Genomic DNA, 24782 nt, shown 5'->3' with positions numbered 1-24782 from the left:
AAATGGATGGAGGATCGATTATGAAGAGCGCCCGCCAGCGCCCCGCGGCATTCACCCGGCCGGAATTCGAAGCGCGCATGGAACGCGCCCGCGCGATGATGACGGAAGCCAAGCTCGACGCGCTGCTGATCACGTCGGAGTTCAATTTCAATTATCTGACCGGGCTCGTCACCCCTTTCTGGCTGAGCCTGACGCGGCCGTGGTTCTTCATCCTGCCGCGCACGGGTGACCCTGTCGCCATTGTCTCCGAACATGGCGCGGTGGTGATGCGGGCAACTTCGGCGATCGACCGGATCAAGACCTGGCCGTCGCCGCAGCCCGGCGATGAAGGCGTATCGCTGGTGAGCTCGACGCTCCTCGAGGTGAAGCGTGAATTCGGCCGGATCGGCGCCGAGCTCGGGCCGGAATGCCGGCTAGGCCTGCCCTTCAACGACTTCCTCGCCATCCGCGACCGCATCCAGCCTTTGACCTTCGTCGATTGCAGCAAGTTGATGGCGCGGCTGCGCAGCGTGAAGTCACCCGGCGAAGTGGCCCGCATAAAGCTTGCCGGCGACATTGTCTGTGACAGTCTCGATGTGCTGCCGAGCCTCTATGAACCGGGCGACAGCGAGCGCAGTATCGCCCGCAAGCTCAGCCTGCATCTGATGCAGAACGGCGCCGATGCGGTGCCCTATCTGATCTCGACCTCGGGCCCCGGCGGCTACACCTCGACTATCCTCCCCTCGACCGACCAGCCGATGCAGAAGGGCGATGTGCTGCTCCTCCATGTCTGCGGCCAGATCGACGGCTATTTCACCGACGTGCCGCGCATTTTCGGGATCGGTGAGCCCGACAAGGCGACGAAACATGCCTATGATCTCGTCTGGCGCTCGACCGAGGCAGGGCTCCAGGCAATGAAACCCGGCGTGCGCACACGCGACGTCTGGCACGCGCAATATAAAGTGCTCTCGGGCGAGGGGCCGGCGGCGCGCGGCGAGCGCATGGGCCACGGCATCGGTTTCCAGATCACCGAGGCGCCCTCGATCACGCGTAATGACGAAACGGAGCTCACCCCGGGTCTTGTGGTTTCGGTCGAGCCCAATCTGACCTACGGCAATGGCTGCGACATCACCATCGAGGAGATCCTGGTGATGACGGAGACCGGCAAGGAAGCACTGAACCGCCGCACGCCGCGTGAGATCACCGTGATCGGAGCTTGAGCGGCAAAGACCCCAGGGAGGAAACAATGACGATCATCGAGAAAATCGAAAAAGACACCCGGCCCGTCGAGGACATTCCGGGCGTCGCCTTCGTCAATGGCAAATTCGTGCCAGTGAGCGAGGCGACGGTGTCGGTCTTCGATTTCGGCTTCACCCGCTCGGACGTCACCTATGACGTGGCTCATGTGTGGCAGGGCAGCTTCTTCCGGCTCGAGGCGCATCTCGATCGCTTCTTCGCCTCGATGGATGCCCTGCGCTACAAGATCCCCTATAGCCGCGACGAAGTCCGCGCGATCCTGATGGAATGCGTCAAGCGCAGCGGTTATCGCGATGCCTATGTGGCGATGATCTGCACGCGCGGGCGTCCGCCGGTCGGCAGCCGTGACATGCGGCTGTGCCAGAACCGCTTCATCGCCTATTCCATTCCCTTCGTCTGGCTCGCTTCGCCGGAGAAGCGCGAGAACGGGTTGCATGTCATCATCGGCTCCACCTTCCGCATCCCGCCCGGATCGGTCGATCCGAAAGTGAAGAACTTCCATCATCTCGATTCGGTGCGCAGCATCTGGGAAGCCTATGACAAGAATGCCGATACGGTGTTTCTGCTCGATTATGACGGCAATCTCACCGAAGGACCGGGCTTCAATGTTTTCGCCGTCATCGGCAACAAGGTGGTGACGCCGGATGCGGGCGTGCTCGAAGGTGTGACGCGACGCACCGTGCTCGAACTCGCCCAGGAGCAGGGGCTCGAGGCGGAAGTGCGCAAGATCAGTGCTGACGAGCTGCGCGAGGCGGATGAGATCTTCATCACCTCGACCGGTGGCGGCGTGATGCCGGTGACGCGGCTCGACGGGCGCATCTACGGCAATGACCGGCTGGGCGCCGTCACCCAACGCCTGCGCGACGGCTATTGGGCGCGCCACGGCAAGGGCTCCGATGCCACACCGGTCGATTACAACTGAGACTGAGGCCATGGCTGTCGCGGCACCGCCTTTCGGCGTGAACTCCTGTTCCTACATGTATGCCATGAGCGCCGCCGATTGCGTCAGGCATCTCATGAGGGAGGGGTATCGCAGCTTCGAGCTCATGATGTTTCCGGGCCATCTCTGGCCATCGGAGCTGTCGCCGGCCGATCGTCTGACGCTGCGCCGCTTCGCCGCTGCCGAAGGGATCAGGATCACCGCGCTCAACCAGCCCAATATGGATCTCAATATCGCCGGCGCGACGCCGGAAATGCGCGCCTATTCGCTGGCGTCGATGCGCAGCGGGCTCGAGCTTGCCGCCGATCTCGACGTGCGTGCGCTCATCATCGGGCCGGGGAAGCCCAATGGTCTGTTGCCAATGCCGCGCGAGGCGACGCTCGGCTGGTTCCACGAGGGGCTGGCGACGCTCAACACCGCGGCCAGGAGGCTTGGCGTCACGCTTTTGGTCGAGAACATGCCGATGTCGATCCTGCCGCGCGCCGCCGACCTGATGGTGGCGCTCGCCGAACATGGTGACGACGATATCGGCATCGCCTATGACATCGCCAATGCCGCCTTCCTGCAGGAGGATCTGGCCGAGAGCCTGGCCCTGTTGAGGCCGAGGCTCCAGGCGGTGCATCTCTCAGATACGCGCGCCGAGGTGCCGGAGCATCGCGCCTTCGGGACAGCTCGTGGCATCGTGCCGCTCGAGGCGCTGGCGCGCAGCATAAACGAGCTCGATCTCGCCTCGACGCTCGTCTTCGAGATCATCTCCACAAATCCGGACGCCGATCTCAGGCAGAGCGCCGCCGCGCTCGCCGCCCGGCTCTAGGCCATGCGCGGTCCCGGACCAGCCATGAGATCGGAAAGCCTGCGCGGCTATCTGTTGCTGTCGCCGGCGCTGCTGGTGATGGCTGCCATGCTCGTGCTGCCGCTTTTGGCGCTGATCACCCTGAGCTTCTGGACCCAGGACTACTTCACCCTGATCAAGGACTTCACAGTCAAGAACTACGCGACGATCTTCGCGCTCGCCGACAGACCTGTCGATTTCTTCGCCAATCCCTTCGGCATGTTCGAGAAGCCGATCTATCTGACGCTGCTGTGGCGCTCGATCAAGATGTCGCTCAGCGCGACCATCCTGGTCGTGCTGCTCGCGTATCCCATGGCCTATTTCCTGGCCTTCAGCGTCAAGCGGCACAAGCTCGTCTGGCTGATCCTGATCACGGTGCCGTTCTGGACCAGCTACCTCCTGCGCGTCTTCGCCTGGAAGGTGATCCTGGGCTTCAACGGCGTCATCAATTCCGGCCTCATCTCGCTGGGCCTCATCGACAAGCCGCTCGAATTCCTGCTCTACAATCCGATCGCGGTGACGGGAACGCTCGCCCATAGCTGGGCGGCCTTCGCCATATTGCCGATCTATGTCTCGCTCGAGAAGATTGATAAGTCGCTGCTGGAGGCGGCGACCGATCTCGGCGACGGACCGTTGCGGCGCTTCTTCCGCGTGACCTTGCCGCTGTCGATGCCGGGACTGATCGCCGCTGTCCTGCTGGTCTTCATCCCCACTGTCGGCGATTACATCACGCCGACTCTGGTCGGCGGCACCGAAGGCGTGATGATCGGCAATATCATCCAGTCGCTGTTCGGCAAGGCCAATAACGCACCCTTGGGGGCGGCCGTCTCGATCACCGCGATGCTGGCGATCACGCTTTTGGTCTGCCTGTTCCTCAAGCTCGTCGGCACCGGCCGGCCTGCGGGCAAGGGAGCGTGACCATGGGCCGGCTCTTTCGCATCGACGCGCTTTTCATCTATGCGGTGCTCTATCTGCTGTTTCTCTATGCGCCGGTATTGCTGCTGCCGCTCTTCTCCTTCAACGACAGCATCTATATCGCCTTCCCGCTGAAGGGCTTCACTCTCGCATGGTACCGGGAGATGGCCGGCAATGGTCCCTTGTTGCAGGCGCTCGAGAACAGCCTGAAGCTGGCGCTCTCGGTTTCGGTGATCTGCACGGTGCTCGGGCTCCTCGCCGCCAAGGGCCTGACGCGGCCCTATCTGCCGGGCAAGCGGCTCATCACCGGCTTGCTGCTGCTGCCGCTCCTCGTGCCGGTGCTGATCCTCGGCATCGGGCTTCTCGTCATCGCGCGGCAGATCTTCGAGATCCCGCTGTCGCTCCTCACCGTCGGCGCCGGGCATGTGCTGCTGTGCCTGCCGTTCTCGACGCTGGTGCTGGTGTCGCGGCTCGAAGGCTTCGACAGGAGCCTCGAGGAGGCGTCCCTCGATCTCGGCGAAAGCGCCTGGCGGACCTTCTGGCGCATCACCGTGCCCTTGGCGCTGCCCGGCATTGTGGCGAGCCTGCTGCTCTCCTTCACCATCTCCTTCGATGAATTCGTGCTTGCCTTCTTCCTCGCCGGCAATGAGGCAACACTGCCGATGTTCATCTTCAGCCAGCTGCGCTTCCCGAACAAGCTGCCGGGCGTGCTGGCGCTGGGCAGCCTGATCCTGCTGTTCTCCTTCGTCGCGGTCGCTCTGTCCGAGTGGCTGCGGCGGCGCGACGTTCCGGCCAAATGAGGCGCGACCCATGACCGCATCCCAATCCTACATCTCCATCCGCGGCGTCGGCAAATCCTTCGGCGCCGTCCACGCGGTCGAGGATGTCTCCTTCGACATCGGGCGTGGCGAGTTCTTCTCGCTGCTCGGTCCCTCGGGCTGCGGCAAGACAACCCTGCTGCGCATGCTGGCGGGTTTCGAGCAGCCGAGCCGCGGCGAGATCCTCATCGACGGCCAGCCGATGTCGAAGATCGCGCCCAACCGGCGGCCGACCAATATGGTGTTCCAGAACTATGCGATCTTCCCGCATCTCGATGTGCGCGCCAATATCGGCTATGGCCTGGCGCGCCTGCGCCTGCCCAAGAAGGAGCTTGACGCCATCATCGACCAGGCGCTCGAGACCATCAAGCTGCCGGGCTATGGATCACGCCGTCCCGATCAATTGTCGGGCGGCCAGCGCCAGCGCGTCGCTTTGGCGCGGGCGCTCGTCTGCAAGCCGAAGGTGCTGCTGCTTGATGAGCCGCTGGGCGCGCTTGACAAGAAGCTTCGCGAGGAGATGCAACTCGAATTGCGCCAGATCCAGCGCCAGGTCGGCATCACTTTCGTCTTCGTGACGCATGACCAGGAAGAGGCGCTCACCATGTCCGACCGCATCGCCATCATGGCGCGCGGCAAGGTGCTGCAGATCGACACGGCGACGCGCATCTATGAGACGCCGAACTGCCGGACAGTGGCGGACTTCATCGGCACGATGAACTTCTTCGAGGGGCGCGTGACGGCGCTGCGCGGGAGCGACGTGGAGATCGACGGCGGGCCGCTCGGCACCCTCCTGGCGGGGATGGGCGATCACCGGCCGCAAGTCGGAGACCGCGTCAGCGTGGCGGTGCGACCGGAGAAGCTCAGGCTGCTCAAGACGAAGCCGGCGCCGGGGCCCAACACCATCGCCGGCCGCATGGGCCCCGAGGCCTATCTCGGCGATCGCAGTCATTATTATGTCGAGGCGCCGGGCCATTCCGCGCGCATCGCGGTCGCCGCCCAGAAGCTCACCCGCAGCGTCGAGGCTTGCGTCGATGAAGGGCAGGGGGTGTGGATCAGCTGGGCGCCGGAGGCCTCAGTCCTGCTGCCAGCGAACTGATTTCTCATATTATCGGTTGACATCCGACAATAGCGAATATACCAATCCATCAGGGAAAACGACCCAGAAAGAGGGCTGAAAATGACCAGGAAAATCGAACTCCCCGACTTCAAGAACGGACTTGCCAAGCGGGCTTTCTCCCGCCGCGATATCCACAAGGCACTGATGGCGGTGGGCGTAGGCGTGCTGACGCTGCCCTATATCCGCCCCGCCGCAGCAGCATCCTCGATCTCGATTGCGACCTGGGAGGCCTATTCATCCCCGGATCTGCATAAGAAATTCACCCAAACCTATGGCGGATCGCCGGCGGTCCAACTCTTCGCCGATAATGAGGAGGCGCTGCAGCGCATGCGCGCCGGGGCGCTGCCGACGCTGGCGCAACCGGGCAGCGCCATCCTCAACCGCTTCCAAGATGCAGGGCTGCTCGCTCCCATCGATGTGTCCAAGCTTCCGAATTACGCGGATGTCTTCCCACAGTTGAAAACGTTGCGGGGCATGAAAGTAGGCGAGGACGTGATGGCGGTGCCGGCGGCCTGGGGCGACAGCTCGGTGGTCTATCGCCGCGACCTGGCGCCCGAATATGTCGACAACCAGAGCTGGAACATCCTGTGGGATCCGAAATATAGCGGCCGGCTCGCGCAGCGCGACGCAATGGATTCGGTGACGGTGGTGGCCGCACTCGTGCTCGGCATCGCCGATCCCTACAACATGTCGGATGCCGATCTCGCCAAGATCCGCGCCAAGCTGGTCGAGCAGCGCCCGCTGCTGCGCTTCTACTGGACCAACGACACCGACATGCAGCAGGCCATGGCCTCGGGCGAGATCGTCGCCGCCTATGGCTGGAACAGCTCCTATTCGACGCTCAAAGCGCAAGGTGTCGATGTCGGCTATATGACGCCGAAAGAGGGGCGGCTCACCTGGGTCGACGTCACCGTGCGGATCAAGGGCGGGGAAGGCTCCGAAGACGAGGCGCTCGCCTATATCGACGCCTTCATCTCGGCCGAAAGCGGCAAGGTGCTGATCGACAAGTTCGGCTATGGCTCACCCAATGCCAAGGCCTATGCGATCGCCGATACCGCGCGCCTCAAGGAACTCGGCATCGACGAGCCGGACAAGGTGCTGCAGGGCGGGCGCTTCTATGAGGAGTTCACGCCCGAGGCGAGCGCCAAGGTCAATGCCATGTTCGAGGAAGTGAAAGCGGGGATTTGAGGCGAGTCTCCAAGCGGATACACCCCACCCGGCGCTTCGCGCCACCCTCCCCACGCTATGCGCGGGGAGGGAGTTTCTATTGAGGATCTTCTTTTAGTGACGGCGTCGGTGCAATTCGACTACATCATCGTGGGCGGCGGCTCGGCGGGGGCCATTGTCGCCAACCGGCTGTCGGCCGATCCGAAACTTAAGGTGCTGCTCCTCGAAGCAGGCCCGGCCGACCGCGACAGCGACTGGACGGTCAGGATGCCGGCCGCCATGGGCATCAATTTCGAGCGCGCCAAATACAACTATCTCTACAATTCCGAGCCCGAGCCCTATCTCAACGGCCGGCAGGTGTTTCATCCGCGCGGTAAGATCCTAGGCGGCTCGTCTTCGATCAATGGCATGTGTTACACGCGCGGCAATCCGAACGACTATGAGCGCTGGGTGTCGGAAGGCGCTGCGGGCTGGTCTTATTCGGAAGTGCTGCCCTACTTCAAGCGGCTGGAGAGCTTCGAGGGCGGCGATGATCTCTATCGCGGCCGCTCCGGCCCCGTGAAGGTGCGCAACGGGCCTTTGAGCTTCCCGTCCTACAATACCTTTCTCGCGGCGGGCGAGCAGGCGGGCTATCCGCGCACGCAAGATATCAACGGCTATCAGCAGGAAGGCTTCGGCCTCTTCGACCGCAATACCGACAACGGAGTCAGGGCCAGCACGTCCTGGGCCTATCTGCGCCCGGTGCGTGACCGTAAGACTCTGCGGGTCGTGACCGAGGCGGTGGTGGACCGGGTGCTGATGGAGCAGGGCGGCGCCGTGGGCGTCGCCTATATCCAAGGCGGCGTCCGCCACGAGGTGAGGGCGGCGCGTGAGGTGATCCTTTCGGCGGGCGCCTTCAACAGTCCGCAGATCCTGTTGCGCTCCGGCATCGGGGCGGAACACGGCCTGCGCGAGCTCGGCATTGAGGTCGCGCATGACCTGCCGGGCGTAGGGCAGAATCTCCAGGATCATCTCGAATTCTATCTGTGCTGGACCTGCCCGAAGGGGGGCTTCGCTCAATCCCAGGCTCACGCGGTTCAGCAAGACGCTGATTGGCCTGCGCTGGATGCTGACCCGTAAGGGGCTCGGCGAATCCAATCACGACGAGGCGGTGGCCTTTGTGCGGAGCGACGTCGCGCTCGGTTATCCTGATACCGAGATGCAGTTCATGCCGTTTCAGACGGCGACCGGCTATGTGCCGCAGCCCTCGCCCGCCGGCTTCTCCATCGCCATCTGCCATCAGCGGCCGAAGAGCCGGGGGCGTGTCGAGATTCCGTCGGCGGACCCTTTCGCGGCGCCGCGCATTCTTTTCAACTATCTGTCGACCGAGTTCGACCGGGAGAAAGCGATCGCCTGTGTCAGAATTGCGCGTAATATTGTTGCGCAAAAGGCTTTCGACGGGGTGAGGGGCGAGGAGCTCCGGCCCGGACCCACCGCAACCTCAGATGAGGCTGTCCTGGAATTCTGCCGCAATACTGGCACCAGCGGCTTTCATCCCTCCGGCACCTGCCGGATGGGCCCGGCGCAGGACAGAAACGCCGTGGTGGCGCCCGACGGAAGCGTGCATGGGCTGAAGGGCCTGCGTGTCGTCGACGCCTCGGTTTTCCCGAGTGTCACGACCGGTAACACTAACGCACCGGTGATGATGGTGGCCGAGAAGCTTTCCGATGCGATAGTGGGCCGGAAGCTCGATCCCATCCCGGCGCCCTTTGCCGGACAGATCGACAACGTCTAGTTGATTGTTGCGAATTAGAAACCTCTTTCCTTGCAGATTCACCTAAAGTAAGTCATATGTTTCCCCGGGCCTTGAGAAAGGGACGGGCAGATGGGGATACCGCAGGGGGCGGCGGCGCGCGACTGTGCAACGCGTGGAGTTGCGGTATTCTGGATCGTTCTCTCGGTACTCCTGGCCGTTTTCACAGGGATCACGCCACGCGAAGCTCAGGCGCAGGAGGAGACCTGTGCCTTCGGGTTCAGTGTCCCCTATGGGTCCGGAGAGTACTCATATATTATGAGCGAGACTGTGAATTCCGCGGTCCTGTACGCCTGCGACCGTAGGTATCCCGCTGTGGATAGCGGTCTTGCCGGAAGGCCACAAACGGGAACTTCGTCAGGCGGTGGCTCGTATTGGTCGCAAACCGAAACCGACCACAACATCGTCAAATATACACCAAGTCCCACTTTCACCGGCACCGACACTTTCGAGCTTAGATTTTGCAACTCTCCAGGCTGCCCTTGGGCCCGTGACAAAATTGTCGTAGCCACCGTCACGGTGACGGTCGGTGCGCCCATTCTGTCGATGACGCCTGCAGCAGGGGCGCTTGCGGGCGGGACTGTCGGCGTCGCCTATCCGGCGGTCACGCTGATCGCTTCCGGCAGCACGTCTCCTTATGCGTTCACCGTGGTTTCGGGTACGCTGCCGCCGGGACTTTCGCTCGGCACGGTCAGTTCGCCCACCGGCGCATCCAGCACGGTCGAGTTGGCCGGCACGCCGACCGCGGCGGGTACCTACAATTTCACCATCGAAGCGGCCGACAGTTCGACCGGTACGACACCGCCCGACGGTAAGCTCCGCATCTCGCGCGCCTATTCGATCACCATCGCCCCGCAACAACCGGTTGCCAATCCCGTCGCGGCTACGGTCGGTTATGGCAGCACGAACAATCCGATCACGCTCAACATCACCGGCGGAACGCCGACCAGCGTCGCCATCGGAACCCAGGCGACGCGTGGGATCGCGACTGCTGCCGGAACGTCGATCACCTATACGCCGACAGCGGGGTATGGGGGCTCCGACAGCTTCACCTATACGGCGACGAATTCCGCCGGCACCTCCGCGCCGGCGACCGTGACCATCACGGTCAGCCCGCCGACCATCACGGTCAGTCCGACGACTTTGCCCGATCCGGTGACCGGCATTCCCTATAACCGGACGGTGTCGGCGAGCGGCGGCACGGGATCCTTCACCTATAGCATCTCGTCCGGCGCTTTGCCGGCCGGCCTCTCGATCAATCCGACCAGCGGGGTGATCTCCGGCACGCCGACGGGCGCGGGACCGTCCAGTTTCACCGTAACGGCAGAGGATACGAGCACCGGTGACGGCCCCTACACCGGCGACCGCGCCTATTCCGTCACCACCGTGCCGCCCAATCCGCCGATCGCCAATGCGGTCAGCGCGACGGTTGCCTATAACAGCACCAACAACGCGGTGACGCTCAACATCACCGGGGGGACTCCCACCAGCGTCGCCGTTGGAACGCAAGCGAGCAACGGCACCGCCACCGCCACCGGCATGTCGATCACCTACACACCGGCCAATGGTTATTTCGGCCCCGACAGCTTCACCTATACCGCCACCAATGCGGACGGCACCTCGGCCCCGGCCACAGTGACGGTCACCGTTAACCCGCCACCGCCGGTAGCCAATGCGGTAAGTGGGACCGTTGCCTTCAACAGCTCGGGTAATTCGATCACGCTCAGCCTAACTGGCGGTGTCGCCACCAGTGTCGCCGTGGCGTCGGCGGCGTCGAACGGCACCGCCACCGCCAGTGGCACATCGATTACCTATACGCCGAATGCCGGTTATTTCGGGCCGGACAGCTTCACCTATACGGCCACCAATGCCGGCGGCACTTCTGCAGCCGCGACGGTGTCGATTACCGTCAATCCAGCGGCGCCGATCGCCAATAATGTCGGCGCCACGGTGGCGGCAAACAGCATCAACAATGCGATCACGCTTAATATCACGGGCGGCCCGCCGGCCAGCGTCGCGGTCGGGTCAGCGGCGCATGGAACGGCTACGGCGATCGGAATGTCGATCACCTATACGCCGACCGCCGGCTATTCCGGCTCGGACAGCTTCACCTATACGGCGACCAATGTCACCGGCACGTCGGCGCCGGCGACGGTGTCGATCACCGTCACACGGCCGACGCTCACTCTGTCGGCGATCGCCACGACCGGAGAGGCGGCGACCACGCCATATTCGTCCACCATCACCGCTTCGCTAGGCACCGCGCCTTATGAATTCGAGCGTATCAGCGGGAACCTGCCCGATGGGCTCGAGCTCGATCCGAATACCGGCGCGATAACCGGCACGCCGGCCGCGGTCGGTGCGTTCAGTTTCATCGTCACCGCTACCGACGTCCATGGCGCGACCGGGGCTCAGGCCTATCTGATCACCATCAGCGCGCCGACGGTGGCGATCACCTCGCCCGCGACGGGAGCATTGCCGGCGGCGACGACCGGAGCGGCTTACAGCCAGAGCTTCACCGCGAGTGGCGGCACCGGCACGCACAGTTTCATGAACCTCGTCGGCTTGCCGCCTGGACTTTCGCTTTCGCCGGGCGGTGTGCTGTCCGGCACGCCAAACCAGGCGGGCGCCTATGGTTTCCTTGTCACGCCGAGCGATGGAACCGCGCCCAGCATGGGCGGCCCCTTCACGGGCGCTTCCGTGGCTTATACGCTGACCGTCACTGATCCTGTCGTTGCGATCAGCACGCCGGCGGCGGGTGCGTTACCCGCGGCAACGACCGGAACGGCGTACAGCCAGAGCTTCACTGCGAGCGGCGGCAATGGCGGGCATACATTCGCGCTTGCTTCAGGCACCACATTGCCGCCGGGGCTGACCCTGTCGGCCGAGGGAGAGCTGTCCGGCACGCCCAATTTCGCGGGCAGCTACAGCTTCGACGTCATCGCGTCCGACAGCACGCCCGTCGGCGATGGCGGTCCATTCCACAGCACGCCCGTGACCTACACGCTGCAGGTCACCAATCCCACCGTCGCCATCAATTCTCCGGCGGCGGGTGCGCTCCCGGCGGCGACGACGGGTGCTGCCTACAGCGAGACTTTTACTGCCAGCGGCGGCAATGGCGCTCATACTTTCGCCTTCGCTTCGGGCTCATCGGCGCCGTCCGGCATGACACTCTCTACCGCCGGCGTGCTGTCCGGTACGCCCAACCTCCCAGGGAGCTACACCTTCGCCATCATCGCGTCCGACAGCACGTCTACCGGCGATGGCGGTCCATTCCACAGCGCGCCCGCGACCTACACGCTGGACGTCACCAATCCGACGGTGACGATCACCGGCCCGTCGCTCGGGGGCACCTTCAATGCCTATTCGAGCACCGTCTTCAACCAGACCTTCACGGCGACGGGCGGGCAGACACCGCATAAATTCACCTGGAGCGGCGACCTGCCCAATGGGCTGACCTTATCGGAGGCGGGTGTCCTGTCCGGCACCATCACCGAAACCGGGACATTCAATTTCACCGTCACGGCGACGGACGCCACGCCGGTTGGCGATGGCGGTCCCTTCGTCAGCAGCCCGGCCGGCTATACGCTGAATGCCCATGACGACACGCCGCCGGTCTTCGACATATTCCCAGATGACATCACGGTCCCAGTCGATCCACCTCTGACAAGCGCGGTGGTGATCTGGTCCGGGCCAACCGCAAGCGACAATATCGGCGTTACCATCACGCAGACCGCCGGACTGGCCAGCGGTGCGACCTTCCCGCTCGGCGCGACGGTGAATACCTATATAGCGAGGGATGCGGCCGGCAATGAGGTGACTAGGAGCTTTACCGTCAGAGTGGTGCAGCGCGCGCAGGGCACAGTGACGTTGGTCGTCAACACGACAACCGACGGCACCTTCAATTTCTCCTCGCCAGAACCCGCGCTCAATTTCTCGTTCACCACCTCATCGGGCAGCGGATCTTCGAGCGCGATCGCGCTCGATCCCGGCACCTATCCGATGAGCTTCACGGTCCCCGCCGGCTTCGATGTGGCGACAGCGACCTGCAGCGACGGGGTGAGCAGCATCGATCCCGCCCAGCGCACCGGCTCGCTGACAGTCCCGGTGGCCACCAACATCGTCTGCACGCTCTCTGCGTCCGATATCAGCAAGACGACCGGGCTCATCGGCCAGTTCCTGGAAGCACGCTCGCAACTGATCCTCGCCAACGGGCCTGACTCCTCGCGCCGCATCGAACGGCTGACCGGCAACATGTCATCGCAGGGCGGGGTTACGGGCTTCGGCATGAGCTTCGGCGGCGACATGCTGCCTTTCGGCGTGCGTCTCTCCGAGCGCGAGGCGTCCTTCAGCTACAGCCTGCGCCGCGCCATGGCCAAGGACGAAACGCGCGAGGAGGGGGCGCTCGCCCTCGACGGGCTCTATGCCGGTGGCGGCGGCGATGAGATGCCGCTCAATCCGTTCGATCTGTGGGTCGAGGGCAAGTTCGCGGGCTTCAATGCGGCGGGCGGCGACGGCGATTTCGGCATCATCCATGCGGGTGCCGACTATCTCGTGACGCCAGGCCTCTTACTCGGCCTCGGCGGTCAGCTCGACTGGACCGACATGGACGGCGAGGATGATGCCGAGATCGACGGCCTCGGATACATGCTCGGGCCGTATCTGACGGCGCGCCTTGCCGAGAATGTCTTCTTCGACGCGCGTGCCGCCTGGGGCCGGTCCTACAATAATGTGTCGCCCTTCGGCACCTATACGGACGAGGTGGATGCGACGCGCTGGCTGATCTCCGCCGCTGTCATCGGGCGTTTCGACCTCGAGCGCCTGACGATCGAGCCCAAGGCCGAGATCGCTTATTTCGAGGAGAAGAGCGAAGACTATGAGGACAGCCTCGGCTTCGACATCCCCTCGGTGAAGTCGGCCACCGGCACCTTCACCTTCGGACCGCGGGTGAGCACGGAAATGGAGCTCAACGACCTGATGCGGGTAGCGCCGTTCCTGTCTTTCGAAGGCATCTGGACCTTCTCTCAAGAGAACACCGCGACCACCGTGGCGGAAAGCCCGGGGCTCGAGGAAACGGGCCTGCGCGGACGGGGCGAGCTCGGTTTCACGCTGTTCGGCGGGCCCTCGTCGTCACTGTCGGCCTCGGGCTTCTATGACGGGGTAGGCAGCTCCGATTTCGAGGCCTGGGGCGGTGAGGTCCAGTTCAAACAGGAGTTTTGAAGCCCGTTCAAGTATCCCCGGGCCAACGCTTGAAGGCCAGTATCCACAAGAGAATCAGAGCCCCGAAGGGGACTAGGGCGACCAGCGCCACGGGGGCGGGAATACCGGCCCGGGGCAGGATCTTCCAGAAGGGAATGACGATCGCCAGGAGTACGACCAGCACAATCACCCAGTGCAAGACAATGAAATCCGCCATGTTCTACCTCCCGCGCGGACGCATCATTTTTGTGCCGGCAGCTAAGCATGACCCGTCAGGGCAAGGCAAATCGACCGCGCCGAGCGTCCCGGGCGGCATTCGGAGGCCAGCACAGAGCTGGTAAAGCCGGGCTGGCATTAGGAAACGAATTGCTGTAGCGATGCGCGCCGGGTGGGGCCTGTAGCTCAATGGTTAGAGCTGACGGCTCATAACCGTCTGGTTGGGGGTTCGAGTCCCTCCGGGCCCACCAATGACCCTTCCTAGAACGTCCAGGAGCGGCGCAAAGCACCAGCAAATCCGGGCCACCCGGTCCATAGTCATCCACAGACATGCTTGTAGCGCGTCGGTTTGATGGCCTTATCTTGAGCCTCGAAACGAAGCCCACCCACAGCCAAGTATTTGGGCACTTCCTTTGCCAGATCGAGCCGAATTTGATGAATGCAGGCAGGAAGCCCAGAGCTGAGGCGACTTCCCTCGTAATTTACGTGGGGGCATGGCCGGCGCGATAAGAAGATGATGATCGGAAATCCGTGCTCGAGAACATCCCCGGACAGCGAACTCATTGAGTTGAACGGGATGGCTTTTCGCTGGATGCCTAAAACCGAAAGCGCAATTGAAAATCTATCAGCTTGCTGATGTCGTGAAATAGCGGCCAGCCAATAGGACATAATAGCAATCCATCCCATCCCAAGTAACTGTTGCACGCCCAACGCGATCAGGACGCTAGGCGGGGTCGACTCTTCTACGAGATATGCTAGAGGCCAAATGCTCCCTCGAAAGCAAATGCCTGTCGATCCAAATCGATCCTTTTTCATCACTCTTGTCGAGAGCCGCCTTTGCCTGTTTGAAACGTCCCAGCTTCCAGGCTGCATAGGCCTTATGGAAGTAGGCCGATGCAGTGAAGGATTGAAAAGGGAATTTTGCATCTACCTCAATGAGCCGATCAGCTGTCGCAATCGCGTGCTCAAAATCACCAAGTAAGATCAATATTTCAAGTAAATGGTATAGTGATCCACGATCAAGTTCGTCTGCATCAATTATAGATTGAAGCGCCTCCTTACATTCAGAAAGCCGTCCTTGGTGATGTAGGATGTAGGGAATCATGGAAATTGTACCAACGCTTTCGCCCTTATTTTTTGCTTCCTCAATCTTGGTCTGACATAGCGCGATCGCTTCTGCGTATTTGGATTGCTTGCACAATTCAAACACCTTCGATCTGAGCGCGCGATACTTAGCAGTCATGTTCGTCCCAAATAGCTTGGAAAAGGCCGCGAATTTCTTGCTACTTTACCCTATTCCCCCCGCATCGTTGGCTAACAAATCCTTTTGCGCAATTGTCAACATCGCGATAACCTCCAGTCATGCGGCGATTAGGGTTAGGCTTCTTGAGTTCCTTTTCGCAGATTTCTCTGGCGTCCCTCCATTCCTCGTCACAGTCACGGTTCCCTGAGCCACCGAAGTTACCTCGTTTCTCCAAAGGTGGGAATACCGGAGGAAAACTATCCGCTGGGCAAGATACTGGTGGTGGCTTAGTCAACCAGTTCCAGAGTGCTTCGCCGCTACCTTCTGGAAGCGGCGATATCATAGTTCCAACAGGACCCATGTTCACTTGGGGGCGTCCCTTTGCGAATGCATGCGTTTGTGCGGCATCCTCAAGGACATCAACGCTGCCCCCTCTGTCCCTCGCACGTAGCAAAGCCTGCACGAGTCGATGATTCCCTCGGTGATCGAGCACCATTGGTTGATCCTTTTGTCAAAGTGGGGTGAAAGCGAAGTCGTGCTCACACGCTTCACGGGGGTGATGATGTGAAGGACGACGGCGTTACTATTCGGAAGGATTTGCGACCGTACTGAAATGCCCGCGGGGCAGTAACTCAGAAGCCAGGCGCGCGGCCGAAAATCAGGCAGCTCATCGCTCGGGGCACATCATCCGAGCTTGTAATTTCCAAAATCCCATGCTTTGGCCCACGATGTCAAACGGGACGTTGCAAAAATGATATACCGTCCACCGGTCTCGACTCGAAGGTTTCACAAGTAGTCGATAGGCAGTGCTGCGCGACCATGCCGGCTGTGCAGATGTGTCGATACTCCATTGAAGAGTTCCGCAATCGTTTTCGCCACTGACCAAGACGAGCCGCCCTCACCAATCACGCTGGCGCAGCCAGGCAGGCATGCTCCGGCAAAGCGAGATGCCCCTGTTGCAGATCACTAGAAATTCGCGGCGACAGGGCCTTCTCTTTAACTGGAATCTTTGCGTGCGAGAAAGGCGGAGTGCGCGGTGTATTTGCCGCGGTTTGTCCTGCGAACTGAATGCAGCACGCCATGTGGAAGGCGCCGCCAGCTGTGAAAGGCGCTGCTGACACCTTATGACTATGACCGACAGGTCGCGGGATCGCCGACCGCCAAAAATCTGGTTCGAATTAACTGCGTTTTGGGAAGCCTGTTCCCGAGGTCGTTACTCCAGCGTAGTGTTTCTTTCTCCTAACGGAAATGCGCATATGGGCTGGCAACTTTCAGGTTTACTGGAAAGCGCCGCCGGCGCGAGCACGAATTTTTCGGGATGCCGCGTCGAGGCGTTCTTCGATCGCAAAACTCAGGCGACGCCAGACCTGCGACTGTCGCCAAGACGAGCGAGACCCGAGGACATCGACCCGGGCGGCCTGATCGAAACGGGCGGGCCTCCGCCCGCGCCGACGGTGGAGCCCGGCGGGACGCCGCCACCGACGACAGAACCGCCGCCGACAACACCCGCCGCGCCGGCCGAAACGGTTGCCGCTCACGTGTCAGCACTGACCGATGCCGCGGGCAAATTCATCCTTGCCTTTCCGGACAAGCTGGAAATTGTCGGTGACGTGACGCTCGAGGCGTATTCCGCCGTCGGCAAGCTACTCAATAGGCAGCCACTCCTCGCCGCTGATTTCGAGAAGCCGGTCATCATCGAAGTGCCCCGGCTGAAACAAACCGTCCTCGACAAACCTGGCGCGCCTGCCGAAGCGCCGCTCACGCGTCGCATCCAGGGGCGCGTGATCGAACGCAACGGCCGTCCGCTTCCAACGACGATGCAGGTGCTGCTGCTGGCACGTGAGCAGGGCATTCCGGCCGACGATCCGCCCGAGCCGATTCTGGTGTCCAAGGCTGACGCATCGGGCTATTTCGCCGGCTCAGTTCGCAATCGTGCCTACGCAGAAGTCGTCGCCGTCGTGTCCGGAGTCCCGGGTGATACGCCCGTGCGGCTCGAGAATTCGCTCGTGCCTCCGCGAATACCAATCCTCGTGGATCTGTCGAAAAGACCTGACCAAGAAGAGTCCACGGAACCAGGGTTAGCGAAACCCAATGGCAAGAACGTCCCGAGCGATGATTGCCACTGCCATGACCTGACAGTTCCGCGGACGCCGACGCAGGACAACATCGCGGACGCGCCCGGCACGTTCTCCACGGATCTGGGCACCGGCGAATGCGTCAAGTTCAACGTTCCGAACCGCGCCATCGAGGAGTTTGACTTCTACTCCGTCGTTCGCACAACCGAGCCGGAAATTTCCGGTGTGGTGACCGGAACGGTGAAGGACGAGCCGGTCAGGCTCCCGCCGTCGAGCGTGCTGCCGTCGCCGCCACCGATCGGTACATCGTCATCGCCGCCACCGGGCAGCGCGGTGCCGCCGCTGGACACAGCGATCAGGGCGGCGCTCGCGTCCCTTGAAGTGCTCTCTCGCCTTGTTGTCTTCTCGACGGTGACCTGGGAAACGGTCGAGCTGGCGGTGCGCACAACGATCGGCAAGACCGGCGGGAACCAACTGCCGATGAGCTTTTTCCAACAGTTCCCCGGCTGGGGCGTCGGTGGTGTTGCGTCACTGTGGGATCCGGCAGCGAATCCCGATATCGAGGACGTGATCAACAAATCCGTGGCTTATGCCAAAGGGAGCTCCGGAGGCACAGTATCTCCACCGCGCGGGGTCGCGGTTCTGGGCGCTGCTCCCGTCTTCACATCGTATGCGGCCACTATTGACCCTTCCCATGTGGGCGTCGACTCGCGATACGCGACCCAAGCCGGCTCCCCGGCCAGGAATTTGGCGAGGCTTTCCCCCGACATCTACGCGTTGAAAGGGTTGAAGCCGCGCCCGCCGATGCGTGTTCCGCTCAATTCGCAGACACCGGTCGATTGGGATTCCACGCCGACATTTTACGAGGCCACTTCGATCGCGCATGGCCACCTGCTGCACTTCAAGCAGGTGTGGTACGCCGACGGCTATTCGCTGGGCGACCTGCTCTATAGCCTGCCGCTCGCGCCCGGCCAGAAGAAGCTCATTTCCGTGGTCGACTGGGAACGGCGCGAGCGCACGACACGCGAAGAGTTCACATCGGCGGATGAGGGGCTGCAGGCGGCGCTCTCGCGTGATCGCGATCTGAGCGAGGTCGTGTCGGGCGCGCTTTCAGAGTCCGTTCGCGGCGGATCGCGGAACACCACGGCCGGCGCCGGCGTCGGCACCGGGGCGGCGGGCAACGGTTCATACCAGCAATTCAACTTCGGCGCTCTGATTGGCGTCTCCGGCGGCGTCGGCGACAGCACGTCGTCGGCTTTCCAGATCTCGAGTCGGGACGTGTCCAGTTCGTCGCTTCAGCATCTGCGCGATCGCACGCTGCAGTCGGCATCGGCCGTGCGCAATCTCCGCTCGACAATCGTACAGACCGCGAGCCAAGGCGAAGCGATCCGCGCCACGACCGAAGTCGTCGCTAACCACAATCACTGCCATGCCCTGACGATTCAGTATTTCGAGGTGTTGAGGCACCTCAAAGTGACGAACGAGCTCGTGGACGTGCAGGAATGCCTGTTCGTCCCGCTGCCGATGAGCGAGTTCAATCGCGAGAGGACGCTGCGCTGGCGCCAGCCGCTGTCGACGTATCTGCAGCGGCGCGAGCTGGCGCCGGCCTTCGACGCCACACGACGGGTCTTCACCCTTTGGGGCGAAGTGGATACGCCGGTCGGCCGTTATGCCGATGAGCTCGTGAACGCGATCTTCGGTGAATTGACGATCACGATCTTCATCCCGCTGCCGCCGTTTCCCGAGAAGCCGGCGCCGACGCCGGAGAATGCCGCGGATGTCGCCGAGAAGGTGACCAAAGCACTGATGCCGACGGAAGGGTTTCTGGGCGCGGTGCTGGCGATAGCCACCGGCGGCGGGAGCCTGCTCGCCGGCGCCGTCACGAGCGCCGCCGCTGACGCCGTCAAGGCCACGACGCAGGGCGCCCAGGCGCTCACGGAGACGTTATTCAATCTGCCGACAGCGGAAGAGCGATACACAAAATTCCAGCAGGAGGTGATGCCGCCGGCGGCTGCCGGTTTTGTCGATCAACTCGAGCTTTATGCGCGCGTCGGCCCGAACGAAGTCAAGCTGAATGGCGCCGACTTCACGCTGGTCTCGAACTATCAGCCCGGCTCGCCGCTGCTCGTTTCCGTGCGCGGGCACGTCACCAATCCGGTGCGCCGCTCCGACATTTCCTCGATCATCATCAAGTGCGCGGCGCCGTTGCCTCCGGGATGCCGGGCAATCGTCAATTCCGCAGCGCTCCGGTACCAGACGCGCATGTTCCGTCGCGATCTCGTAAACGACTCGCGCGTCAATGACGATATCGATCTGCCGATCGTCGCCTTTACCGGCGCGCCGTCATTGCCCGTGCCACCATTCCCCGGTTTCCAGGGGTTTCCGGGTCTCCCTAACATCGCGCCGCCGCCGATACCCCTTGGATTTCCTTCCGACTATGTACCGATTCCCGGGATGTCGCCAGTTCGCGTCGGCAATGGCGCGACGCTGTACACCCCGCTCGACGAGTGGGAGCAGCGGTCTCCACGGCTCGAGGACATCCGGCTCTCGGCCGAACTCATCGATCATCTGAACGCCAACCTCGAATATTACCACCATGCCATCTGGTGGACGATGGATCCGAACCGGCGGTACATGCTGCTCGACGGGTATGAAGCGCCGAACGCCGGGGGGGCGCAGCGTGGCGTCCGTCGTCGACAACTCCCTGATCGGTATTGTCGGAAACTCGCTCGTCATGCCGGTCGCGCTCGGCAACCATCTTGACCCGCAGTTCAGGCTGGCCAGCGGCGCGACGCTTCTCGAACAATACGATCCGCAGTCACCGGCTCCGCCATCGCGCATCAGCCTGCCGACGCGCGGCGTGTTCGCCGAGGCGGTGATGGGGGATTGCAACGCCTGCGAGGAGATCGACGATACGCGGTTCTGGCGCTGGGACGAGGCGCCGATCGATGAGCCGCCGCCGCTCGATGTCAACGCTCTGGCCTCGCGTCGCAGCGAGCCGGCATATGGCGCGGCCACGCCGTTCCCGACGCCGATCATCGGCATGCAGACTCCGCAGGCGGCGCCCGATCCCGCTGGCGTCAAGGCGGCGCTCGACGCTCTTGCCAGGAGCAGCTTCACTGACATCACCGGTCTCGCCGGAACACAGGCCAACGCCCTGGCCGCCTATTCGAAGGCGATGGATACCGCTCTCGCCTTCGGCAAGGAGGCCTCGGACCTGGCGAAACAGGCGGCTGCGACGAGAAACGTCGGCCAGACAATGAGAGCAATAGATAAGGCGGAGGCGGACAACAAAATAGAAAAAAGTGACGCGAAACAGCTGCGAACGTCGGCGCTAAAGACGATGGCCGGTGACGCGGCAATCGATTCAAAGGCGCTTTCGGTCGCCGATCGACTTAAGGTGATCGACGGGCAGGAAGCGCGAGGGGGCATTGCGGCCGATCAGGCCGCCAAGCAACGCGTCGAAGTCATGAGCGCGCTCAATCCGGAAGAAATGCGGCGCGTACAGGAAAGTGAGGCCGTAACCGACCTTATGCGCACTATTCCCGGTGAGTCCGTGAGCAGCGTCGAAATTGGCGAAACAAAGATTCGAACTGCGCCCGACCGCGCTGATGCCGAACTTGATGGTGCCGCACAGCTAAACCGCCTCGAGCGTCAGTTCGCGGAAAAGTATCGCGATGGGTTCATCGTCAGAATACCCGGCCTATGGGGCGACGCCGTCAGCTACGCGTTGTGGAATTTCGCTGTGAATAGCTCAGACATTCGGCGGTTCGACGTCGCACTTGGCCTGCAAACTATTGATCCGTTCTGGACGACTTGGCGTGATCAAGGGATATACGTGGACATCGTCGGCCATGCCAGCGCCAGTGGAACTGAGGCTCATAATCAGAATGTTGCCTTCGCCCGCGCGCTGGCCGTATCGAATGTGTACGAACGGCGATTTGGGATGCCGTCAAGCCGCTTGAACATACGGCAGGAAGGTATCAGCATATCTCGGGCGCCGGAGAGCGTTCAGAGACTCTTCGATGACGAAGATCGCGAGGCGCTCGACCGGGCATGGAACCGAAGGGTTGAGCTCTTTCCAGTCGTGCCGCTGTGGACCGATCAAACTTTCGATAGGATCGTCAACTACCTCAGCTCGCCGGCGGCACCTGTGCGTACCGAGCTGGAACGTGCAACAGCAATCCAGCTCGCGCAGCTGCTCAAAGACGATGGCACTGACGACCGTTTTCTGAACGATTTCGACTATGTACGTAACGATATAAGAGATTATTGGGCCGCGAGTCCGCTCTACCGCAAGTGGCTGCAAGAAGAGAGCGGGTGGGAAAGGTTCCGGTTCTTGCGTCACATGCGGCAGGAACTGTCCCAGGCAGCAAAGGCTGATGCCGCGGACAGTGCTCTGGCCATGTATCTGCTCGGGGCACTCAGACAAATGCAAAACGCAATTGACGCGCTAAACAACTTTATAATGAGGGAGTCCGGAGGGTCAGCTGACGCCATCCAAGTCGTGTATCTTGACTTGCTGAACTGGCTCAATAATCAGCTTGAGAACGACCGGAGTGTTTATTCTGTCCTGAGGTAGCTCGTCGCGGAGGCCTAATCCCGTGGATGTTATGCTGTCGCGTCGCGCGCCTTTCGATCTTTTCTTCGGTATTCGCAGCTGCTCCCGCCTGGAAGACCATCTTCGGATATGATGTCGATAGATCACGATGAGTTTGGATTGAGTCAATCCAAGCTCATAAACGTGATCAATTCTTGTATGTTAGCGCGGGATTCTTGCGAAAAACCGGTGCCCACTTTTCCGCATCCCGCGCCAGCGCCGTGTGGCGCGGCTCGCTGCGCCACACCTCGCGGAGGATATCATGGCGCGGACGGACGGCGGGGCTGGTCGCTTGAGCCTCCGCCGAAGCCTCATCCCGGATGGTGGCGCCGCAATTGGGTCAGCGTGAGCGGATAGCGCAAGGGATGATAGGCGGCGGCGCTGACATTGACCGTGCGGTTGTTGTTGTCATAGGCGATCTGGTCGAGGGTCAGGACAGCCGCCGGCAGGTCGAGCTGCATGAAGCGGGCTTCTTCCTCGCTCGCGAGCCGGGCGCTCAACGTAGACTGGCCGCGGGCTGGATAGATCCCATAGCGCTCCTCGAATTCTGCATAGAGCGAGCGGTTATCGACGGACCAGTCGAGGGAGAGGATGCCCGGCGTCAATGCGGCGGAAAACCAGTCGCGCTGGACGACGACCGGCACTTCATCGAGTAGCCGCAAGCGCTCGATGAACACGACGTCTGAACCCACGGGCAGCAACAGCGGACGGGCGATCTCCTCGCCGGCCTTGATGATCTCGCCCTTCAGCATGCGCATGCCAGGCCGATGTCGGTTCGCGATCGCTGTCTGAGTGAAGCTTCTTACTATTTCGAGCTCATAAGTGGGCTTTGTCTCCGCGACGTAAATGCCTTTGCCCGGTCGCGTGTGCAGATAGCCCAGATTCTCGAGATCCTTGATCGCCTGTCGCACGGTGATGCGGCTGACGCCATAGCGCGCCACGAGCTCGCGCTCTGAAGGCAATTTGTCGTTCGCCACCAGGTCGCCGCGGTCGATCATGTCCCTTAGAAGGCCGCGCAATTGCACATAGAGCGGATCGGGATGATTACGCGCGATCGTCCTGCTGCTGCTTTTCATGACTCTCACTTGTAGGCTCCCTTTCGCGCAATCTGTGAACGGATTCGGGGGCGAAACAAATCACGCGGTGTTCGTTTCAGGGGATATCATAACTTGACATAACTGGATATATCCAGTACTGCTCGCCGAGTTTAGGGGGAAGATTAAAGAATGAAACTGACCGTGATCGGTGGCGGCGGCGTCAGGGCGCCTTTGTTCGTGGGTTCCGCGTTGCGGCGGGCCGAGAGAAGCGGCCTCACGGAAATCTGTCTGCAGGACATCGACGAGAAAAAGCTCGATCTCTTCGGCCGTCTCTCTCAGGAAGTGGCGCGCCGGATGCAATCGCCGGTGCGCGTCACCATGGCACGTGAGGCGGAACGGGCGCTCGAAGGCGCGAGCTATGTGGTCACCACGGTTCGCCCCGGCTTCGAGGATGGACGTATCAAGGACGAGAGAATATCCCTGTCGCATGGCGTGCTCGGCCAGGAGACAACGGGCCCTGGCGGCTTCGCCATGGCGCTGCGCAGTATTCCGGCCATCCTCTCCTATGCGGAGACTCTGAAGCGCGTCAGCCCCGAGGCATGGCTGTTCAATTTCACCAATCCGGCCGGGCTCGTGGCCCAGGCGCTGCAGGATGCCGGCTATCACCGCACCGTCGGCATCTGCGATGGTGCCAATGGCGCGCAGGAAGCGCTGGCGCACTGGTTCAAGGTGCCGCAAAACGATATCCGGGCCGAGGTCTATGGCCTAAATCACCTTTCCTTCACACGCAGCGCGCGCATCAAAAGCGAGGAGGTGCTGCAGCCGCTCATCGATGACGATCATTTCCTCAAATCGACGCGGCAACGCATGTTCGATCCAAAGCTGATCCGCCGGCAGCGCAACTGGATCAACGAATATCTCTATTACTATTATTATGCCGAGAAGGCGGTCGAGGCCCTCAAGGCGGATGCCCGCACGCGCGGCGAGGAGGTGAAGGACCTCAATGCCGCCCTGATCGCCGGGCTTGCCGGGATCGATCTTGACAAGAGCGCGGACGAGGCGCTCGCCCGCTACTACGCCTATGAAAGGCGGCGTAACGCCACCTACATGCATTATGCGCGCGATGATGCGCCCAGCATGGAAGAGGCCGACAGGCTGGTCGAGACCGCCGTGGTCGAGACCGGCGAGGAGGGCGAGGGCTATGCCGGCGTTGCCCTCAATCTGATCGACGCGCTCGAGACGAATGTGCCCTGCTATAGCGGTCTCAATGTTCGCAATGACGGCGCTATTGACGGGCTCGCCGCCGATGATGTGGTGGAAGTGAGCTGCGTCATTGACAAAAGCGGCATCAAGCCCGTGAAGATCGGCGCCATGCCCGATGCCCAGGGCCAGCTCGTCCGCAGCGTCAAGCACTATGAGCGCCTGGCGATCCGCGCCATTTCCCGGCGTGACTGCGACACCGCCATCGAGGCGCTGATGGCGCATCCTCTGGTCCTCTCCTATTCGCGCGCCGCGCCGCTCGTCGATGAGTATCTCGCCGCGCATAAGGATTATGCGGGAGAGTGGACGTGATCGAGCGGTGGCACAACTCAGCC

17 protein-coding genes and 1 tRNA gene are annotated in these 24782 nt (G+C 62.0%); 14 read left to right on the top strand and 4 right to left on the bottom strand.

All coding sequences use genetic code 11. From position 1 onward, the window contains the following. Positions 1-20: 20 nt before the first annotated feature. The 10 genes from G5V57_RS00185 to G5V57_RS00145 all read left to right on the top strand — a co-directional run bounded on the left by G5V57_RS00185 (position 21) and on the right by G5V57_RS00145 (position 14037). Complete coding sequence (locus tag G5V57_RS00185) at positions 21-1199, top strand: Xaa-Pro peptidase family protein (protein WP_165165543.1); 1179 nt, start codon at positions 21-23, stop codon at positions 1197-1199. A gap of 26 nt (positions 1200-1225) precedes the next feature. Further along, positions 1226-2158, top strand: a complete 933-nt coding sequence (locus G5V57_RS00180; RefSeq protein ID WP_165165542.1) for an aminotransferase class IV — start codon at positions 1226-1228, stop codon at positions 2156-2158. A 10-nt stretch (positions 2159-2168) separates the two neighbouring features. Next, the gene (locus G5V57_RS00175; RefSeq protein ID WP_165165541.1) at positions 2169-2990 is read left to right on the top strand and encodes a sugar phosphate isomerase/epimerase; all 822 of its coding nucleotides are present in this window, start codon (positions 2169-2171) and stop codon (positions 2988-2990) included. A gap of 24 nt (positions 2991-3014) precedes the next feature. Further along, entirely contained in the window at positions 3015-3926 is a 912-nt protein-coding gene (locus G5V57_RS00170; RefSeq protein ID WP_246737473.1) for an ABC transporter permease, read from the top strand. Positions 3927-3928: 2 nt separating this feature from the next. Then, positions 3929-4723, top strand: coding sequence for an ABC transporter permease (locus G5V57_RS00165; RefSeq protein WP_165165539.1), 795 nt, complete (start codon positions 3929-3931; stop codon positions 4721-4723). A 10-nt stretch (positions 4724-4733) separates the two neighbouring features. Next, a complete protein-coding gene (locus G5V57_RS00160; protein WP_165165538.1) occupies positions 4734-5837 on the top strand; it encodes an ABC transporter ATP-binding protein in 1104 nt (367 codons plus the stop codon). Positions 5838-5918: 81 nt separating this feature from the next. Continuing rightward, positions 5919-7046, top strand: coding sequence for a PotD/PotF family extracellular solute-binding protein (locus G5V57_RS00155; RefSeq protein ID WP_165165537.1), 1128 nt, complete (start codon positions 5919-5921; stop codon positions 7044-7046). Between the two features lie 96 nt (positions 7047-7142). Next, a complete protein-coding gene (locus tag G5V57_RS34070; protein ID WP_246737472.1) occupies positions 7143-8144 on the top strand; it encodes a GMC family oxidoreductase N-terminal domain-containing protein in 1002 nt (333 codons plus the stop codon). Beyond that, positions 8131-8799, top strand: a complete 669-nt coding sequence (locus G5V57_RS34065) for a GMC oxidoreductase (protein WP_246737471.1) — start codon at positions 8131-8133, stop codon at positions 8797-8799. The genes G5V57_RS34070 and G5V57_RS34065 overlap by 14 nt, the downstream gene beginning before the upstream one ends. Before the next feature lie 537 nt (positions 8800-9336). Then, positions 9337-14037, top strand: a complete 4701-nt coding sequence (locus G5V57_RS00145) for a putative Ig domain-containing protein (protein WP_165165536.1) — start codon at positions 9337-9339, stop codon at positions 14035-14037. Between the two features lie 7 nt (positions 14038-14044). On the opposite strand, the gene G5V57_RS00140 is transcribed toward G5V57_RS00145, so the two are convergent. Then, positions 14045-14233 (bottom strand): hypothetical protein, encoded by a 189-nt coding sequence (locus tag G5V57_RS00140; RefSeq protein WP_165165535.1) that lies wholly within the window; start codon positions 14231-14233, stop codon positions 14045-14047. A gap of 174 nt (positions 14234-14407) precedes the next feature. Between G5V57_RS00140 and G5V57_RS00135 the strand changes: the two genes are divergently transcribed. Next, positions 14408-14483 (top strand) — tRNA-Ile (locus G5V57_RS00135). Between the two features lie 67 nt (positions 14484-14550). Here the strand turns inward: G5V57_RS00135 and G5V57_RS00130 are convergent. Together G5V57_RS00130 and G5V57_RS00125 are read right to left on the bottom strand one after the other, a co-directional pair. Further along, positions 14551-14901 carry a hypothetical protein gene (locus G5V57_RS00130; protein ID WP_165165534.1) on the bottom strand — a complete coding sequence of 117 codons (351 nt, stop codon included), beginning with the start codon at positions 14899-14901 and terminating at the stop codon, positions 14551-14553. A gap of 55 nt (positions 14902-14956) precedes the next feature. Continuing rightward, positions 14957-15475, bottom strand: coding sequence for a lipopolysaccharide assembly protein LapB (locus G5V57_RS00125; protein ID WP_165165533.1), 519 nt, complete (start codon positions 15473-15475; stop codon positions 14957-14959). Between the two features lie 1256 nt (positions 15476-16731). On the opposite strand from G5V57_RS00125, the gene G5V57_RS00120 reads away from it, so the two are divergent. Together G5V57_RS00120 and G5V57_RS00115 are read left to right on the top strand one after the other, a co-directional pair. Next, positions 16732-20313, top strand: a complete 3582-nt coding sequence (locus tag G5V57_RS00120; RefSeq protein WP_165165532.1) for a hypothetical protein — start codon at positions 16732-16734, stop codon at positions 20311-20313. Beyond that, complete coding sequence (locus G5V57_RS00115; protein WP_165165531.1) at positions 20231-22132, top strand: hypothetical protein; 1902 nt, start codon at positions 20231-20233, stop codon at positions 22130-22132. The genes G5V57_RS00120 and G5V57_RS00115 overlap by 83 nt, the downstream gene beginning before the upstream one ends. A gap of 329 nt (positions 22133-22461) precedes the next feature. Here G5V57_RS00115 and G5V57_RS00110 read toward each other — a convergent pair whose 3' ends face one another. Next, positions 22462-23226: a GntR family transcriptional regulator gene (locus tag G5V57_RS00110; protein ID WP_165165530.1), complete on the bottom strand. Its 765-nt coding sequence runs from the start codon at positions 23224-23226 to the stop codon at positions 22462-22464. Between the two features lie 150 nt (positions 23227-23376). Between G5V57_RS00110 and G5V57_RS00105 the strand changes: the two genes are divergently transcribed. Continuing rightward, on the top strand, positions 23377-24759 hold the full coding sequence (locus tag G5V57_RS00105; RefSeq protein WP_165165529.1) for a 6-phospho-beta-glucosidase: 1383 nt from the start codon (positions 23377-23379) through the stop codon (positions 24757-24759). Positions 24760-24782 lie beyond the last annotated feature (23 nt).

The sequence above is a fragment of the Nordella sp. HKS 07 genome (assembly GCF_011046735.1).
Classification (GTDB): Bacteria; Pseudomonadota; Alphaproteobacteria; order Rhizobiales; family Aestuariivirgaceae; genus Taklimakanibacter.
Note: the sequence above shows the minus strand (reverse complement) of the source record. Positions and strands in the feature narration are given on the sequence as shown.

Coding starts and splice junctions, on each gene's coding strand:
- G5V57_RS00185 (WP_165165543.1), top strand. CDS start 21: ATGAAGAGCGCCCGCCAGCGCCCCGCGGCATTCACCCGGCCGGAATTC.
- G5V57_RS00180 (WP_165165542.1), top strand. CDS start 1,226: ATGACGATCATCGAGAAAATCGAAAAAGACACCCGGCCCGTCGAGGAC.
- G5V57_RS00175 (WP_165165541.1), top strand. CDS start 2,169: ATGGCTGTCGCGGCACCGCCTTTCGGCGTGAACTCCTGTTCCTACATG.
- G5V57_RS00170 (WP_246737473.1), top strand. CDS start 3,015: ATGAGATCGGAAAGCCTGCGCGGCTATCTGTTGCTGTCGCCGGCGCTG.
- G5V57_RS00165 (WP_165165539.1), top strand. CDS start 3,929: ATGGGCCGGCTCTTTCGCATCGACGCGCTTTTCATCTATGCGGTGCTC.
- G5V57_RS00160 (WP_165165538.1), top strand. CDS start 4,734: ATGACCGCATCCCAATCCTACATCTCCATCCGCGGCGTCGGCAAATCC.
- G5V57_RS00155 (WP_165165537.1), top strand. CDS start 5,919: ATGACCAGGAAAATCGAACTCCCCGACTTCAAGAACGGACTTGCCAAG.
- G5V57_RS34065 (WP_246737471.1), top strand. CDS start 8,131: ATGCTGACCCGTAAGGGGCTCGGCGAATCCAATCACGACGAGGCGGTG.
- G5V57_RS00140 (WP_165165535.1), bottom strand. CDS start 14,233: ATGGCGGATTTCATTGTCTTGCACTGGGTGATTGTGCTGGTCGTACTC.
- G5V57_RS00130 (WP_165165534.1), bottom strand. CDS start 14,901: ATGTCCTATTGGCTGGCCGCTATTTCACGACATCAGCAAGCTGATAGA.
- G5V57_RS00125 (WP_165165533.1), bottom strand. CDS start 15,475: ATGACTGCTAAGTATCGCGCGCTCAGATCGAAGGTGTTTGAATTGTGC.
- G5V57_RS00120 (WP_165165532.1), top strand. CDS start 16,732: ATGGGCTGGCAACTTTCAGGTTTACTGGAAAGCGCCGCCGGCGCGAGC.
- G5V57_RS00110 (WP_165165530.1), bottom strand. CDS start 23,226: ATGAAAAGCAGCAGCAGGACGATCGCGCGTAATCATCCCGATCCGCTC.
- G5V57_RS00105 (WP_165165529.1), top strand. CDS start 23,377: ATGAAACTGACCGTGATCGGTGGCGGCGGCGTCAGGGCGCCTTTGTTC.